Genomic DNA, 13,655 nt, shown 5'->3' on the forward strand with positions numbered 1-13,655 from the left:
AGTGAAGTCTGCAGAAGAAAACCTTGCCGCCGCCCGCGCAGATCTTCCCGACCTCGAGCTCTCGATTCGGCGAAATTCTAATGCGCTTGATGTGATTGTGGGCCGCATCCCGACATCGCGGTCAGACATCAAAGCGCAATTGCCCGGGCGGTTGCCCGTTATGGCGCAGTCAACAGGCCGCCCGATCGACCTGTTGCACCGGCGGCCCGACATTCGCGCTGCAGAGGCGCAGCTGATTTCCGCAAATGCGAACATCAATGTCTCGCTCGCTGATCGGTTTCCGGCGCTGACGACGACGGCCAGTCTCCGCTCTAGCGGCGATCTGAATCAGTTGTTGGACATCGACAATGTCGTCGCATCGCTAACCTCCGACCTTCTGCTGACGGTCTTTGATGGGGGGCGCGGCAGCAGGCTGGTTTCGCTGCGCCGGGCCGAAGCCGAGGAGCTGGCGCAGTCTTATGTGGCGGCCGTTCTGTCCGCCGTAGCCGAGGTTGAGGACGCGCTGGCCGGTGAGCGGCTCTTGGCAGAACGGTCAAGATTGTTGACGGCACGGCTTTCTGCCGCGCGCGAGGCGACCTCCATCGCCCGCGAACGCTACCGCGACGGCACCGGCACTTACCTGACTTTGCTAGACGCCAGCCGCAGCGAAGCTTCGGCAGAGACGGCCTTTCTGAACGTCGAAAAGTCGCGGTGGCTGAACCGGGTCGACCTGATGCTAGCGCTTGGCGGCACTTGGGCCCCAATCACACCCCAACCGGAGGTCACCCAATGAGCAATCCCAAACCCCGGGCCCGTATGATGGTCTTTGTCGCGGGCATCGCGCAGCTTTTGGCAGTTATCGCAGTGGTCGGCGGCACGGTATGGGTGTCGAACTACATGCGCGACAATCAGCCGGAGCGTGTGCAGATTGAAACGCAGACACTCACGCCAACAGTGCGCACGACCTCTGTGTTGATCGAAACACGGCGCATTCCGTTGGAAAAGACGGGTTCGGTTGAACCCACGGTCTATGTCGATATCTCGCCCGAGGTGTCGGGCGTGATCGAAACCGTCGCACCGGGGTTAGCCGGAGGGGCGGCCTTCGAGGCGGGCGATACCTTGTTCAGCATCTTTCGCGATGATCTGGTGATCGAGTTGCGCCGCCGAGAGGCCGACCTTGCTTCAGCGGCTGCCTCGCTGGATATCGAACGCGCACAGGCTGAGAACGCGCGGCGGGAATGGGAAAGCTTTGGCCGCGGCGAGATCACCGATCTCGCGGCACGGGGACCACAGGTCCGTTCTGCCGAGGCGCAGGTACTGATCGCGCAGACGCAGGTCGACACCGCTGCACTGAACCTCGACCGCGCGGGCTACAGCCTTCCGTTTGCGGGGAGAGTGGTTGAGACCTCTCTGGCGGCGGGCCAGCGGGTCAGTGCTTAGCCAGTCCTATGGCCGGGTCTACGGCTTTGACAGTATTGAGGTGACTGTCTCGCTGTCGGCGGAAGAACTCGCGTTGTTGGACCGCGTCGCGGGCACGCCCGCGACGGTGACGGCCCGGGTCTTGGGCAAACCCGTGACATTGCAGGGCAGCGTTACCCGGATCGAGGGCGAGGTGAACCGCGCTACGCGCCTGACGCAGATCATCGTCGGGTTGGACCCCGCCGTTGTGCGGGACGTGGGCCTGCAACCAGGGACTTTTGTCACTGTGGCCTTTGACGGACCCGAGATAGAAAACGTGGCCGAGGTCCCAAACGCCGCGCTGCAGGAAAATGATCAGGTCTGGCTTTTGGATGGTGATCAACTGTTCTTAACCGAAGATCTGCGCGTGATCCTGCGCGGACGCGACACTACTCTTGTCACCGGCCTCGAAGACGGCGCGCGCATCGCGCTCGGCACCATCGCCAGCGCCGCAAACGGCATGCGTATCCGGGCCGAGGCAGTTGCTGGCCCGGACATCCATTCCGCCAGCCTCAGCGAAGGAGACGCAGAATGACCGATTCTGTCGAAAAGCGCGGAGGTATCCTTGGCTGGTTTGCGGGCAACCACGTTGCCGCCAATATTCTGATGGTCGCCGTGGTCGTGGCGGGTGTCTACACGGTCATGACGATGCGAACCGAGGTCTTTCCCCCAATTGATCCGCGTCAGGTCTCGGCCAGTGTCTCTTACCCCGGCGCCAACCCCGAAGAAGTCGAAAGCGGCCTCGTGATCCGGATGGAGGCCGCTTTGTCCGGAATTTCCGGAATTGCGCGGATCACCTCGCTGGCTGAGGAAGGGCTAGGCATGGTCACGGCGGAGCTGACCTCTTTCGCAGATGCTGATGAAGTCCTGGCCGATGTGCGCGACGCGATTGACCGGCTTCCCGATTTCCCGCCCGAAGGTGCGGAAGACCCCTCTGTCGAAAAAGCTGCCGTCCGGCCACAGCTGATGACGATTGCCCTGTTTGGCGATGTCGGGGAACGCCCTTTGCGCCAGACGGCCGAACGCTTGCGCGACGATCTTTTGACGGTCAACCAGATTGCAGAGGTAGAGTTGGGCGGCGTGCGATCCTATGAGATTTCGATTGATGTGGATGAACAGGCGCTGCAACGCTATAATCTGACCTTTGAGACGATCTCGCAGAAAATCTCTGCCGCGTCACTTGATCTAGCTAAGCGGGACGTTGCGCACTGCCAACGGGGACATACTTCTGCGTACACCCGCCGAACGGACCGATGCGACTGAGTTCAGCGACGTCCCCGTCATCGTGACCGAGGATGGCGCAACCGTCCGTTTGTCGGATATCGGCACAGTGCGGGACGGTTTTGCCGACGGTGATCTGATCAACGTCTACAATGGCGAGCCCGCCGTCTTTGTCACGATTTATCGCGCGCCAGAGCAAGGCGCCATGGCGACGGAGGCCATCTTGCGCGACTTTCTTGATGGGGTCAGGCTTCCAGACGGTATCTCAATGGAAATTCGCGACAACGACACGGATGTGCTGCGCGACCGGATCAATCTCATGCTGCGTAATGCGATTTTTGGCTTTGGGTTGGTCTTCCTGTCGCTGGTGCTGTTTCTGGACCTGAAACTGGCCTTCTGGACCAGCCTCGCGATCCCGGTATCGTTTCTGGGCGGGCTGGCGATTGCCAGTGTCTTCGGCGCCTCGATCAACATGATCTCGCTTTTTGCACTGATCATCGTGCTGGGCATCGTTGTCGATGACGCCGTGGTGGTCGGCGAGAACGTCTATCAAGCGCAAGTCGAGGGGCTGAGCCCTTTTGACGCAACGCTCAAAGGGCTGAAAGAGGTTGCTGCCCCGGTCACCTTGGGGGTCACAACGACGATCATGGCCTTCGCCCCACTGGCCTTCACGAGCGGGTCGCTTGGACAGATCATTTCGGTCGTACCCATTGTCGTCATTGCGATCCTCTTCGTTTCACTCGTGGAATCTCTGTTTATCCTACCGGCCCATCTGTCTGGCGGCGGCCGGTGGAGCGTCGGTGCGCTCGCCGCGATTCAACGCGGGGTACATGCTTCGCTTCAAGCCTTCACTAGTCGCATTTTGCACCCACTGGTCCGGGGCGCGGTCAGGTTCCGGTATCTGACGATGGCTTTGGTGGCAGCGGGCATCGCGCTATCCGCTGTCGCCTTTCTGACCGGTCACCTTCGTTTTGTATTCTTGCCCCCGACCGAAGCCGATGGGGTCCAGTTGACCCTGACCATGGCGGAAGGCGCGCCCTTTTCGACCACTCGAATGGGCGCAGAGGCCGCGCTACTGGCCGCGTCACGGGTCAATGACAGGATCGCCGCACGCGACGGCACAGCACCGGTCTTGCGAACCTCCGCCACCATTGGTCAGGCGGTTGCGACCACTCCTATGGGCGGTAGTGCGGACAACGGCGCCAATGTCGCACAAATCCGGGTCGAATTGACACCGTCGGACGCCCGCAACATCGCCTCGGTCGATTTCGAAAAGCTCTGGCGCGATGAAGTTGGGGCCCTCGCCGGGACTGAAAGCATGATCTTCGTCAGCGGACTCTTTGTCCTTGGCGACGATGTCAGCATCGAACTGAGCCACCCCGACGATGAGGCATTGATTGCCGCCGCCGAGGCGCTGGACGGCTAAGCTTGCTGCCACCGCAGGCGTGTCCGATATCGATTTTTCGCTTCAGTTCGGCAAACGGCAGCTTGAGTTTCAGCTCTCCGAGGTCGGTCAATCCCTCGGTCTGACCGAAACAGACATGGCCCGCCAAATCCGCAACGCGTTCTTTGGTGAAACCGTCCAAACTGTGCAACGCGGGCTGGAAGAGGTCGATGTCGTGGTACGGTATCCGCAAGATGCGCGCAGCAGCCTCAGCGATGTTTACGCGTTGCGCATCGCACTGCCCGGTGGCGACACAGTGCCGATCACCGCTGTTGCGGACATTTCCGAAACGCGCGGGTTTTCGACCATCGAGCGGGCCGACGGACGGCGCGTCCTGCGTGTCACCGCCAAGGTCGACCCGGACGTCACAACTGCGGACAATGTGAACGGCAATCTCACCACAGCTTTCCTGCCACAGCTTTCCGACCGCTATGTCGGCCTGTCATGGTCCCTAAGCGGTCAAGCCGCGGATCAGAATGAGGACCTGACGAACCTTCTGGGTGCGATGGGCATCGCGATGCTGGGGATTTTCGTGATGCTGGCGTCGTTTACCCGCAGCTACGTCATGCCGATGGTGATCCTCACCACCGTGGCTTATGGCGTCGTGGGCGCGGTTGTCGGGCATGTTTGGCTGGGCTACCCGCTAACCTTCGTGTCGCTCTTTGGGATCGTCGCCCTGTCCGGGGTTGTCGTGAACGACACAATTTTGTTGTTGGATGACTACGGACGGCGATTGTCACATTATCCGCGGATCGACAAGGCGAAGGCCTTGGCTGACAGCGCGGCGCGCCGGTTCCGCCCGATCCTCATGACCACACTGTCAACGGCGTTCGGGCTATTGCCAATGATCTATGAGACGTCGATGCAGGCCAAGTTTCTGATCCCCATGGCGATCAGTCTTGGTTTTGGCATCCTGATAGCGACGCCGATACTACTACTTGCCGTACCAGCTACAATCCTAATCCTCGAGGACTTATCAGCACCTCTGCGTTGGGTCCTCCAGAAACGTAGCCCCGACATTGAAAATCGGCCCAATCGCCCCGCCTGCCCTTCACACTCTTTGACCAAAAGCATGTCATAGGTGCGTCACAGCACGCACAATGGACCGCACCAGGTAGTGGGCTGTTTTGACTGATGTCAGCTGCACGCAGGTGCAAGCTGACGTTCTGAGTGGTAGTGGGTCATTTTGAAATTCGCTTCTTGTAAGGACCGCGCTTCCTCATTCGTGTCGATGATACCAACCAGATCGGCAGCCCCAGATGCGATCCGCCGGACGACTTCCATTACGGTTATCACTTTCAAAGTCCGGTGAGTCTTGCACAACCAATCGACATCATAGTTGCGATCAGCCACTGGCCATTGCGCATCCGATACACCGGTCAGCAAAACCATCGCATCGGTGTAGTCGCTGATCTGACCGGTGGTGATGAAGAAGCAGACCGGGCGGCTGTCGGTTTCAGTGACAACACGCGGCTTGGTGTTCATTCCGGCCCTGGTTTGCCCAATCAGGCATCCACGTCCCCCTTTTTATAAGCCGCATCATCTACGCTATTTGAGCCAATAGAGATCACTCATCTGTCCCCCAAATCATTGGGGCGCGTGAACCATGACAACAACGCGGCATTAAGCCTACTATCGGGTCCTGAACCTAGAAATGAACCGAAAGCGTATCCAGTGGCTTTTGCGTTGGGGGTGCAAACTTGGTCAGGTCGATACCTTCGACCGCCGTTTTGTATTCATCAAGTGTTGGGGTCCGGCCAAGAATTGCCGACAAAACCACAACTGGTGTTGATGCCAAGAGCGACTCGCCGGTTTTTTCCGCTGAATCCTCTACAACCCGGCCTTTGAACAGACGCGTGGAAGTTGCCAGAACCGTGTCGCCCTTTGCCGCCTTTTCCTGGTTCCCCATACATAGGTTGCAACCCGGGCGCTCAAGATAGAGGATGTTTTCATACTCCGTCCGCGCTGTGCTTTTGGGGGCAAGATCATCAAACTCAAAGCCTGAATATTTCTGTAAGACCGCCCAATCCCCTTCTTCCTTCAACTCATCAATGATGTTGTAGGTTGGAGCGGCCACGACCAGCGGGGCCTGGAACTCAACCTTGCCGTATTCGGCTTCCAGATTGCGCAACATCTGGGCGACTATTTTTACATCGCCCTTATGCACCATACAGGACCCAACAAAGCCAAGATCGACCTTCTTTTCTGCACCGTAGTATGAGATTGGGCGGATAGTGTCGTGTGTGTAGCGTTTCGAGACGTCGACATTGCCAACGTCGGGATCAGCAATCATCGGTTCGTCAATGGCATTCAGATCGACCACGACTTCGGCAAAATACGTGGCATTGTCGTCCGGTCTCAGAGCCGGTTTTTCACCAGACCGGATTTGTGAGATCCGATTGTCCGCAATGTCGATCAGGCGTTGCAGCATTCCGTTTTCATGCTCCATCCCCTTATCGATCATAATTTGGATGCGCGCCTTGGCGATTTCCAACGACTCGATAAGTGTGTCATCTTCTGAGATACAGATTGACGCTTTTGCCTTCATCTCGGCTGTCCAGTCGGTGAACGTAAAGGCCTGATCAGCCAGCAACGTGCCAATATGCACCTCGATGATGCGACCCTGAAACACGTTGTCACCGTGTTGTGCCAGCATCTGTGCCTGTGTGGCATGGACCACATCCCGGAAATCCATATGGGGTGCCATATCGCCTTTGAACGTCACTTTCACGGATTCAGGGATTGGCATTGACGCCTCGCCTGTTGCGAGGGCCAGCGCAACCGTGCCGGAGTCCGCGCCAAAGGCCACACCCTTGGACATTCTTGTATGGCTGTCACCGCCAATGATAATCGCCCAGTCATCCACGGTGATGTCGTTCAACACCTTGTGGATCACATCGGTCATCGCATGATATTCGCCCTTGGGATCGCGCGCGGTAACCAAACCGAATTTGTTCATAAATGCCATCAAACGCGGCGTATTCGCTTGCGCCTTAAGGTCCCAGACAGAGGCCGTGTGGCAGCCTGATTGATAGGCACCATCCACAGAAGGGGACAGAATGGTTGCGGCCATCGCCTCGAGCTCTTGGCTGGTCATCAGGCCGGTTGTGTCCTGAGAGCCAACAATATTGACCTTAACCCGGACATCAGAGCCCGCGTGCAGCACTTTACCTGGTGTATTGCCACGTGCGTTTGCATTGAAGATTTTCTCAACTGCCGTCAGACCTTGACCCTCGTGCGAGACTTCCTTGGAAGGTGCAAAAGCAGATTTCAGCGGAATGCCGAGCGCCTCGCAGGCAAATGTCTGTAGCTTCTTGCCAAAGACAATGGCGTAAGACCCACCCGCTTTCATGAATTCCACTTTCTGTGGGGTGAAAGAGGCCGACATATCGACAAGCTCTTCATCGCCAGCGGCGTCATAAAGTGTTTTCTTCTTGGTGTTGATCGTCAGTACGGTGCCGGTCTCGACCGAGTATTTCTGCTCTAGGATGGGGTTGCCATCGTTGTTGAGGATCGGCTTGCCGTCTTCGCCCAGTTTTTTGACCCAGTTCTTAAGGTCGACACCAATGCCGCCTGTCACACCAACGGTAGTCAGAAAGATCGGCGAAATGCCGTTTGTGCCTGCCACTACAGGTGCAAAATTGACAAATGGCACATAGGGACTGGCCTGTTTGCCGGTCCAGAGCGCAACATTGTTGACCCCCGACATACGCGATGATCCAACACCCATCGTGCCTTTTTCCGCGATCAACATGACCCGTTTGTCAGGGTGCTGCAACTTCAGCGCTTCGATTTCCCTTTGTGCCTGCTCAGAGATGAGGCATTTGCCGTGCAGCTCACGGTCGGAACGAGAGTGCGCTTGATTGCCGGGCGACAAAAGGTCAGTCGAGATATCACCTTCACCCGCGATGTAGGTAACAACTTTGATCTCGTCTTCCACATCGGGAAGCTTTGTAAAGAACTCGGCGTCAGAGTAGCTTTCCAGAATGTCCTTTGCGACGGCATTGCCAGCATCCAATGCCTCTTTCAGCCGGGCTGTATCAGCCTCGTAAAGGAAGACTTGGGTTTTAAGTACTTCAGCAGCCTGGCGCGCAATCTCAGCGTCATCGCCAAGCGCGAGATCAAGCAAGACCGCAACGGAAGGGCCGCCTTTCATATGCGACAAAAGCTCGAACGCAAAAGCAACCGAGATTTCCGCAACGGTTTTTCGCCCCAAAACAATCTCTTTCAGGAACTGGGCTTTGACACCAGCCGCGCTGGTCGTGCCGGGCAGGGTATTGTAGATAAAAAAGTTGAGGGCCTCATCGCGATGCTGATGTGCCGGATCGTCTAAAGTAGCAACAATCTCAGCTGTCAGCGCGCCATCATCAATTGGCTTGGGGCTTAGTCCTTGCTCTTTGCGTGTCGCAATCTCTTCGCGGTATTGTGTATATTGGCTCATAACCTGGCTCCAGCGCAGAAAAGTGTATCTGAAAACTGCAATTGATCGAGTTTGCACCAGGACGTTAGTGCTGATTCATCGCATTTGTATGCCGATGTATACATTACAGCGTAATGCTGCAACCCCACTTGCCGCAGCAAGCGTTCAAGATGGTTGACACAAATGACGCCTAAGCCTGCGCAAGTGTGCCGCAGTTGTTCAGGCTGATTGTGGTCCAGTGTCGTGCAGGCCGTTCAAACCCTGTACTTTGTCACGTCTTCGGCTGGCTGAGAAAGATAAGAGGATGCCTGTGACACCGGATCATTATCCGAGAGCTATCGCATTCACCTGTCGGTCGTTGCCTTGCTTTAACGAAAAGAGAGGGTTCGGACCTGCACCAAACCCTCTCTTCACCCCGCGTGTTCCTATTCCACCACACGCAACTGAATATCTGGTTCAGACCATCCTAGTCCACAACCGACCTTAACAAGATATGGTCTTCCCTAGCAAACATTAAGCGCTTCGAAAGCAATTCAAATCAGAGACGTCCGCGACACAATAACGCAAAGCGCCCGCCAGATAGGCGGGCGCTTCTTATTCGTTCTATGAGAATCTATCCGTAAACGGACTCTTTGCCGAAGTGTTTTGTCAGCATGTAATAGACCACGGCGCGGTATTTGTTGCGCTCGGATTGGCCGTAAGTGTCGAGAACCGATGCAATCGCTTTATCAAGATCAGGGCTATCTTTCAGTCCAAGCTTTTTCATCAGAAAGTTGGTCTTCACGGTTTCAATTTCGCCAGCCTGGCTGCTAAGCAACGGTCGAGGCGTCTGCATTGTAAATCGCGGGACCGCAGCCAATGGTCACCTTCGTAAGAAGATCCATGTCTGGTGTCATACCACATTTGTTTTTCAGGTCGTCCGCGTACTTTGCAATTAAATCGTCTCTTTTACCCATGAGAGTGTCCCCGTTGTTTGTTTTCTTGTTTCAATAGTGGCGCGCTGCGCCCCAGTAGGCGCACGTTAATGGGACTGGCTGCATCAGGTAAAGAAAAAAGCCGGTTGGGTGGCAATGTTTCGCTTTTACGCGCGCAACACGTGCGCGCGTTCTTCGCGCTCCGATCACAGTAACGTGCACCTGCCGTGAGCATCCAATCAAGTTAAGAGGTCGTAAATCCTATATCCAATCATCAAAGGAAATCGGAAATGAAATTGCACTCACTCATTGCTGCTGCTGCTGCACTGGCGGCGACCCCAGCGACCGTATTTGCACAGGACTGGACCGGTCCTTATGCCGGATTTCAGATCGGCGGTTCAGACATCGACGTTGATGGCGCGCCTCTGACAGGCGACGGGCCATCATATGGCGTCTTTGCAGGCTACAACATCCAAGCGGGCAATCTCGTCTATGGTGGCGAATTTGACTATGACACGACCGAGTATGACGTCGACGGCGACGCTGAGGTCGACTCGACAACACGCTTGAAAGGCCGCATGGGCTCTGAAGTGGGTGGCGGCTTACTTTATGGTGCAGCAGGTTTGGTTTGGGCGACTTCTCCAGAATTGGGTGATGATGATGGCTACTTTTTTGGTGCCGGATACGACCTGCCGGTATCAAGCAATATGACCATCGGTGCTGAAGTCCTGCAGCACGAGTTTGAAGAGTATAATGGCGGTGCGCTTGATGTCAGCGTGACAACGTTCAAGGCGCGTGTCGCATTTAACTTCTAAGTTCACTTCTGTCGCGTACATCATAGTGCGCGCCAGCACCTACCGACACAGGCCCCAACCACGCGATTGCAGATGGAAATGGTCAGCATGCAGCCTGTTGTAATCAGGCGAAAGCGTAAGACTAAACCAATCGCACGCCCCATCACGGACGGTACGTAGAAACTCTGCCCTTGGCCCGGCAGGCTCCCAATCGGCAAGCAATCTGATACGGTTGCCATCGGCCAGCCCAAACCCGACAATATCTATGGCATCTGCCGTCGCGTGCGTACTCATCCGTGTTGAGGGTCCGCTGGCGGTGCGCATCACCCGGCAATTATAGCTGCCAATATGATCGATGCTGCTGACCGAGGTTCCCAGAAAAACTGCCGCTGCCGGTTGGACGCTATGCAGTTCCCACATCGCCAGCCGAAGGGCGATAGCACAGCGCGTCTCGACCGGGGCCAGTCGCGATTGCCCGACCGCACGCAGATCAACCCGGTCACGAATGAAGCATTGATCGCTGTCTTCCAACGGCGCGAGCGGTTGCAGGGCCGCATGGCCATCCAGGGCAGCCAGGCACTTTTCTTCGGACGCCACCGCCCGATTCAGTTTCCACCCTGTCATTGCCGTCACCGGGTCGCTGATCCGCAAAGGCTGGGTCGGGTTCCATTCCTGCGGCAACGGCGTGTCTGAATGCATGACGGCCTGATAGCCCGTAAAAGCCAGCACAGCCGCCACAAAAAACGCAGTGACACCGCTTCCGACGGCCCCACTGCGTTCACTTTTCCTGCGCTGCTTCTCAGCGGCATCCTGCGCCATTTGCTGTCGCTTGGCATGCCGCATCGGCGTTTAGTACCGGTAGTGCTCTGGCTTGAACGGCCCTTCGACGGTCACACCGATGTAATCTGCCTGTTCTTTCTTCAACTCTGTCAGCTTGACGCCGATCCGGGCCAAATGCAGGCGCGCGACCTTCTCGTCCAGATGCTTGGGCAGAATATGTACGCCGACTTCATAAGCGTCGCCGTTCTTCCACAACTCCATCTGCGCCAGCACCTGATTGGTGAATGAGGCAGACATCACAAAGGATGGGTGCCCTGTGGCGTTACCAAGGTTCAGCAGACGGCCTTCGGAAAGCAGGATCAAACGGTTGCCAGATGGCATCTCGATCATATCGACCTGCTCTTTGATGTTCGTCCACTTGTGGTTCTTCAGGGCCGCAACCTGAATTTCATTATCGAAGTGGCCGATGTTGCCGACAATCGCCATGTCCTTCATCTCGCGCATATGCTCGATACGGATCACGTCCTTGTTGCCGGTGGTGGTGATGAAGACATCCGCGCTGTCCAGCACATCCTCAAGCACGACAACCTCAAAACCGTCCATGGCCGCCTGCAAAGCACAGATCGGATCGACTTCGGTCACCTTCACGCGTGCGCCAGCGCCAGCCAGTGACGCGGCAGAACCTTTGCCCACATCGCCGTACCCACAGACAACAGCAACCTTACCGGCCATCATTGTGTCCGTCGCACGGCGGATACCATCGACCAGCGACTCCTTGCAGCCGTATTTGTTATCAAACTTCGACTTGGTGACAGAATCGTTCACGTTGATCGCAGGGAACGGCAGCTGGCCGTTCTTGTGCAGATCGTAAAGACGGTGCACACCGGTTGTCGTTTCCTCGGACACGCCTTTGATCGCATCGCGCGTCTTGGTGAACCAACCCGGGCTGGCAGCCATACGCTTGGCGATCTGCTTCTTGATAACCTCTTCTTCCTCGGACTGCGGGACCGAGATGATATCTTCACCCGCTTCGGCACGTGCCCCAAGCAGAACGTAGAGCGTCGCGTCACCACCATCATCAAGGATCATATTGGGGCCTTCGGGGAACATGAAGGATTGGTCAAGGTAATCCCAATGCTCTTCCAGCGACTGACCCTTGATCGCGAACACTGGTGTGCCGCTTGCGGCGATGGCAGCGGCGGCGTGATCTTGCGTTGAAAAGATGTTGCAAGACGCCCAGCGCACATCGGCGCCAAGGGCGGTCAGCGTTTCGATTAACACAGCCGTCTGAATCGTCATGTGCAAAGACCCGACGATACGCGCACCTGCCAGCGGCTTCTTGTCACCATATTCCGCGCGCAATGCCATCAGGCCGGGCATTTCAGTTTCAGCGATATCCAGCTCTTTACGGCCAAACTGTGCAAGGGCGATGTCCTTGACGATATAGTCTTTCATTGCTGCCTCCTCGGCGGGCGATTGATGCGTTTGCCTGGCTGATAGCAGGGCTTTTGCCTTGCGACAATGGCGGTAAGGTCGCGCCGATTGAGCAATATCAATGACCAGTCACATCAGCCTCATAGTCTGGAAGGATTAACCCATTATGGAGCTAGCCAATGACACTGCCTAAGACCATGAAGGCCGCCGTTGTAACGGCACTAGGTGATCCCCTTGATATTCGCGAAGTGCCAGTCCCCGAAGTTGGACCGGGCCAGGTGCTGATGCGCGTGCGTGCCAGCGGTGTCTGCCACACAGACCTGCATGCGGCGATGGGCGATTGGCCCGTCAAACCGACCGCCCCCTTCATTCCGGGTCATGAAGGCGTGGGCGAGGTTGCAGCCGTCGGTGAAGGCGTGACCCACCTGAAAGAAGGTGATCGCATCGGCGCCCCATGGCTGCATACGGCCTGCGGGCGGTGCGAACACTGTGTGGGTGGCTGGGAAACGCTGTGTGAAAGTCAGCAAATGACCGGATATAGCGTCGATGGTGGTTATGCCGAATTCGTACGCGCTGATGCCAACTATGTGGGGCGATTGCCTGATCAGTTAGAGTTTGGCCCCGCCGCACCGATCCTTTGCGCGGGTGTAACGGTTTACAAAGGCCTGAAGGAAACCGACACCAAGCCCGGTGATTGGGTCGCGATTTCAGGAATCGGTGGTCTGGGTCATATGGCCGTCCAATACGCCAAAGCGATGGGCCTGCATGTGGTAGCCGTTGATGTATCCGACGATAAACTCAAGCTCGCACGCGATCTTGGTGCAGATCTGACAATTCATGCCGTGGACCAAGATCCTGTCGGTGAAATCCAGACACAACTGGGTGGCGTGCATGGCGCAGTTGTCACCGCTGTGTCCAACAGCGCGTTTTCGCAAGCCGTTGGGATGATGCGACGCGGTGGCACCCTATCGCTGGTCGGCCTGCCACCGGGCGACTTCCCGCTGCCGATCTTTGAGGTCGTGCTGAAAGGCATCACTGTGCGCGGTTCCATCGTAGGTACCAGAAACGATTTGGCCGAGAGCCTTTCTTTTGCGGGCGAAGGCGCCGTTGCCTCGCATTTTGCATGGGACAAGCTGGAGAACATCAACGCGATCTTCGACAAGATGAAAGCAGGCGAGATCGACGGCCGGATCGTTATGAAAATCTGACAC

12 protein-coding genes and 1 pseudogene are annotated in these 13,655 nt (G+C 56.7%); 8 read left to right on the plus strand and 5 right to left on the minus strand.

Annotation, left to right across the window (positions count from 1 at the left end; all coding sequences use genetic code 11):
* Position 1: 1 nt before the first annotated feature.
* From QTO30_RS13760 to QTO30_RS13785, 6 genes are read left to right on the plus strand one after another with little or no spacing between them, the layout of a single operon-like run.
* Positions 2 to 772, plus strand: a complete 771-nt coding sequence (locus QTO30_RS13760; protein WP_340424669.1) for a TolC family protein — start codon at positions 2 to 4, stop codon at positions 770 to 772.
* Entirely contained in the window at positions 769 to 1,419 is a 651-nt protein-coding gene (locus QTO30_RS13765) for a hypothetical protein (protein WP_340424670.1), read from the plus strand. The genes QTO30_RS13760 and QTO30_RS13765 overlap by 4 nt, the downstream gene beginning before the upstream one ends.
* Complete coding sequence (locus QTO30_RS13770; RefSeq protein ID WP_340424671.1) at positions 1,379 to 1,972, plus strand: HlyD family efflux transporter periplasmic adaptor subunit; 594 nt, start codon at positions 1,379 to 1,381, stop codon at positions 1,970 to 1,972. The genes QTO30_RS13765 and QTO30_RS13770 overlap by 41 nt, the downstream gene beginning before the upstream one ends.
* The gene (locus QTO30_RS13775) at positions 1,969 to 2,700 is read left to right on the plus strand and encodes an efflux RND transporter permease subunit (protein WP_340424672.1); all 732 of its coding nucleotides are present in this window, start codon (positions 1,969 to 1,971) and stop codon (positions 2,698 to 2,700) included. Before QTO30_RS13770 ends, QTO30_RS13775 begins: the two co-directional genes overlap by 4 nt.
* Positions 2,639 to 4,084 carry an efflux RND transporter permease subunit gene (locus tag QTO30_RS13780; RefSeq protein ID WP_340424673.1) on the plus strand — a complete coding sequence of 482 codons (1,446 nt, stop codon included), beginning with the start codon at positions 2,639 to 2,641 and terminating at the stop codon, positions 4,082 to 4,084. The genes QTO30_RS13775 and QTO30_RS13780 overlap by 62 nt, the downstream gene beginning before the upstream one ends.
* The gene (locus tag QTO30_RS13785) at positions 4,056 to 5,183 is read left to right on the plus strand and encodes an efflux RND transporter permease subunit (protein ID WP_340424674.1); all 1,128 of its coding nucleotides are present in this window, start codon (positions 4,056 to 4,058) and stop codon (positions 5,181 to 5,183) included. Before QTO30_RS13780 ends, QTO30_RS13785 begins: the two co-directional genes overlap by 29 nt.
* Before the next feature lie 56 nt (positions 5,184 to 5,239).
* On the opposite strand, the gene QTO30_RS13790 is transcribed toward QTO30_RS13785, so the two are convergent.
* From QTO30_RS13790 to QTO30_RS13800, 3 genes and pseudogenes are all read right to left on the minus strand, one after another.
* Entirely contained in the window at positions 5,240 to 5,587 is a 348-nt protein-coding gene (locus tag QTO30_RS13790) for a hypothetical protein (protein WP_340424675.1), read from the minus strand.
* A gap of 163 nt (positions 5,588 to 5,750) precedes the next feature.
* Positions 5,751 to 8,543: a bifunctional aconitate hydratase 2/2-methylisocitrate dehydratase gene (locus tag QTO30_RS13795; RefSeq protein WP_340424676.1), complete on the minus strand. Its 2,793-nt coding sequence runs from the start codon at positions 8,541 to 8,543 to the stop codon at positions 5,751 to 5,753.
* Between the two features lie 592 nt (positions 8,544 to 9,135).
* Positions 9,136 to 9,478 (minus strand): annotated as a pseudogene (locus QTO30_RS13800) (DUF2853 family protein).
* Positions 9,479 to 9,726: 248 nt separating this feature from the next.
* Here QTO30_RS13800 and QTO30_RS13805 point away from each other — a divergent pair.
* Positions 9,727 to 10,251 (plus strand): outer membrane protein, encoded by a 525-nt coding sequence (locus QTO30_RS13805; protein ID WP_340424677.1) that lies wholly within the window; start codon positions 9,727 to 9,729, stop codon positions 10,249 to 10,251.
* A 39-nt stretch (positions 10,252 to 10,290) separates the two neighbouring features.
* On the opposite strand, the gene QTO30_RS13810 is transcribed toward QTO30_RS13805, so the two are convergent.
* Both QTO30_RS13810 and ahcY read right to left on the minus strand, forming a co-directional pair.
* On the minus strand, positions 10,291 to 11,049 hold the full coding sequence (locus QTO30_RS13810; RefSeq protein ID WP_340424678.1) for an extensin-like domain-containing protein: 759 nt from the start codon (positions 11,047 to 11,049) through the stop codon (positions 10,291 to 10,293).
* A gap of 30 nt (positions 11,050 to 11,079) precedes the next feature.
* Positions 11,080 to 12,465, minus strand: a complete 1,386-nt coding sequence (ahcY, locus tag QTO30_RS13815) for an adenosylhomocysteinase (protein ID WP_340424679.1) — start codon at positions 12,463 to 12,465, stop codon at positions 11,080 to 11,082.
* Positions 12,466 to 12,623: 158 nt separating this feature from the next.
* On the opposite strand from ahcY, the gene adhP reads away from it, so the two are divergent.
* Positions 12,624 to 13,652, plus strand: a complete 1,029-nt coding sequence (gene adhP, locus QTO30_RS13820; protein ID WP_340424680.1) for an alcohol dehydrogenase AdhP — start codon at positions 12,624 to 12,626, stop codon at positions 13,650 to 13,652.
* The last annotated feature ends 3 nt before the right edge of the window (positions 13,653 to 13,655 follow it).

Source organism: Yoonia sp. GPGPB17, assembly GCF_037892195.1.
GTDB lineage: Bacteria > Pseudomonadota > Alphaproteobacteria > Rhodobacterales > Rhodobacteraceae > Yoonia.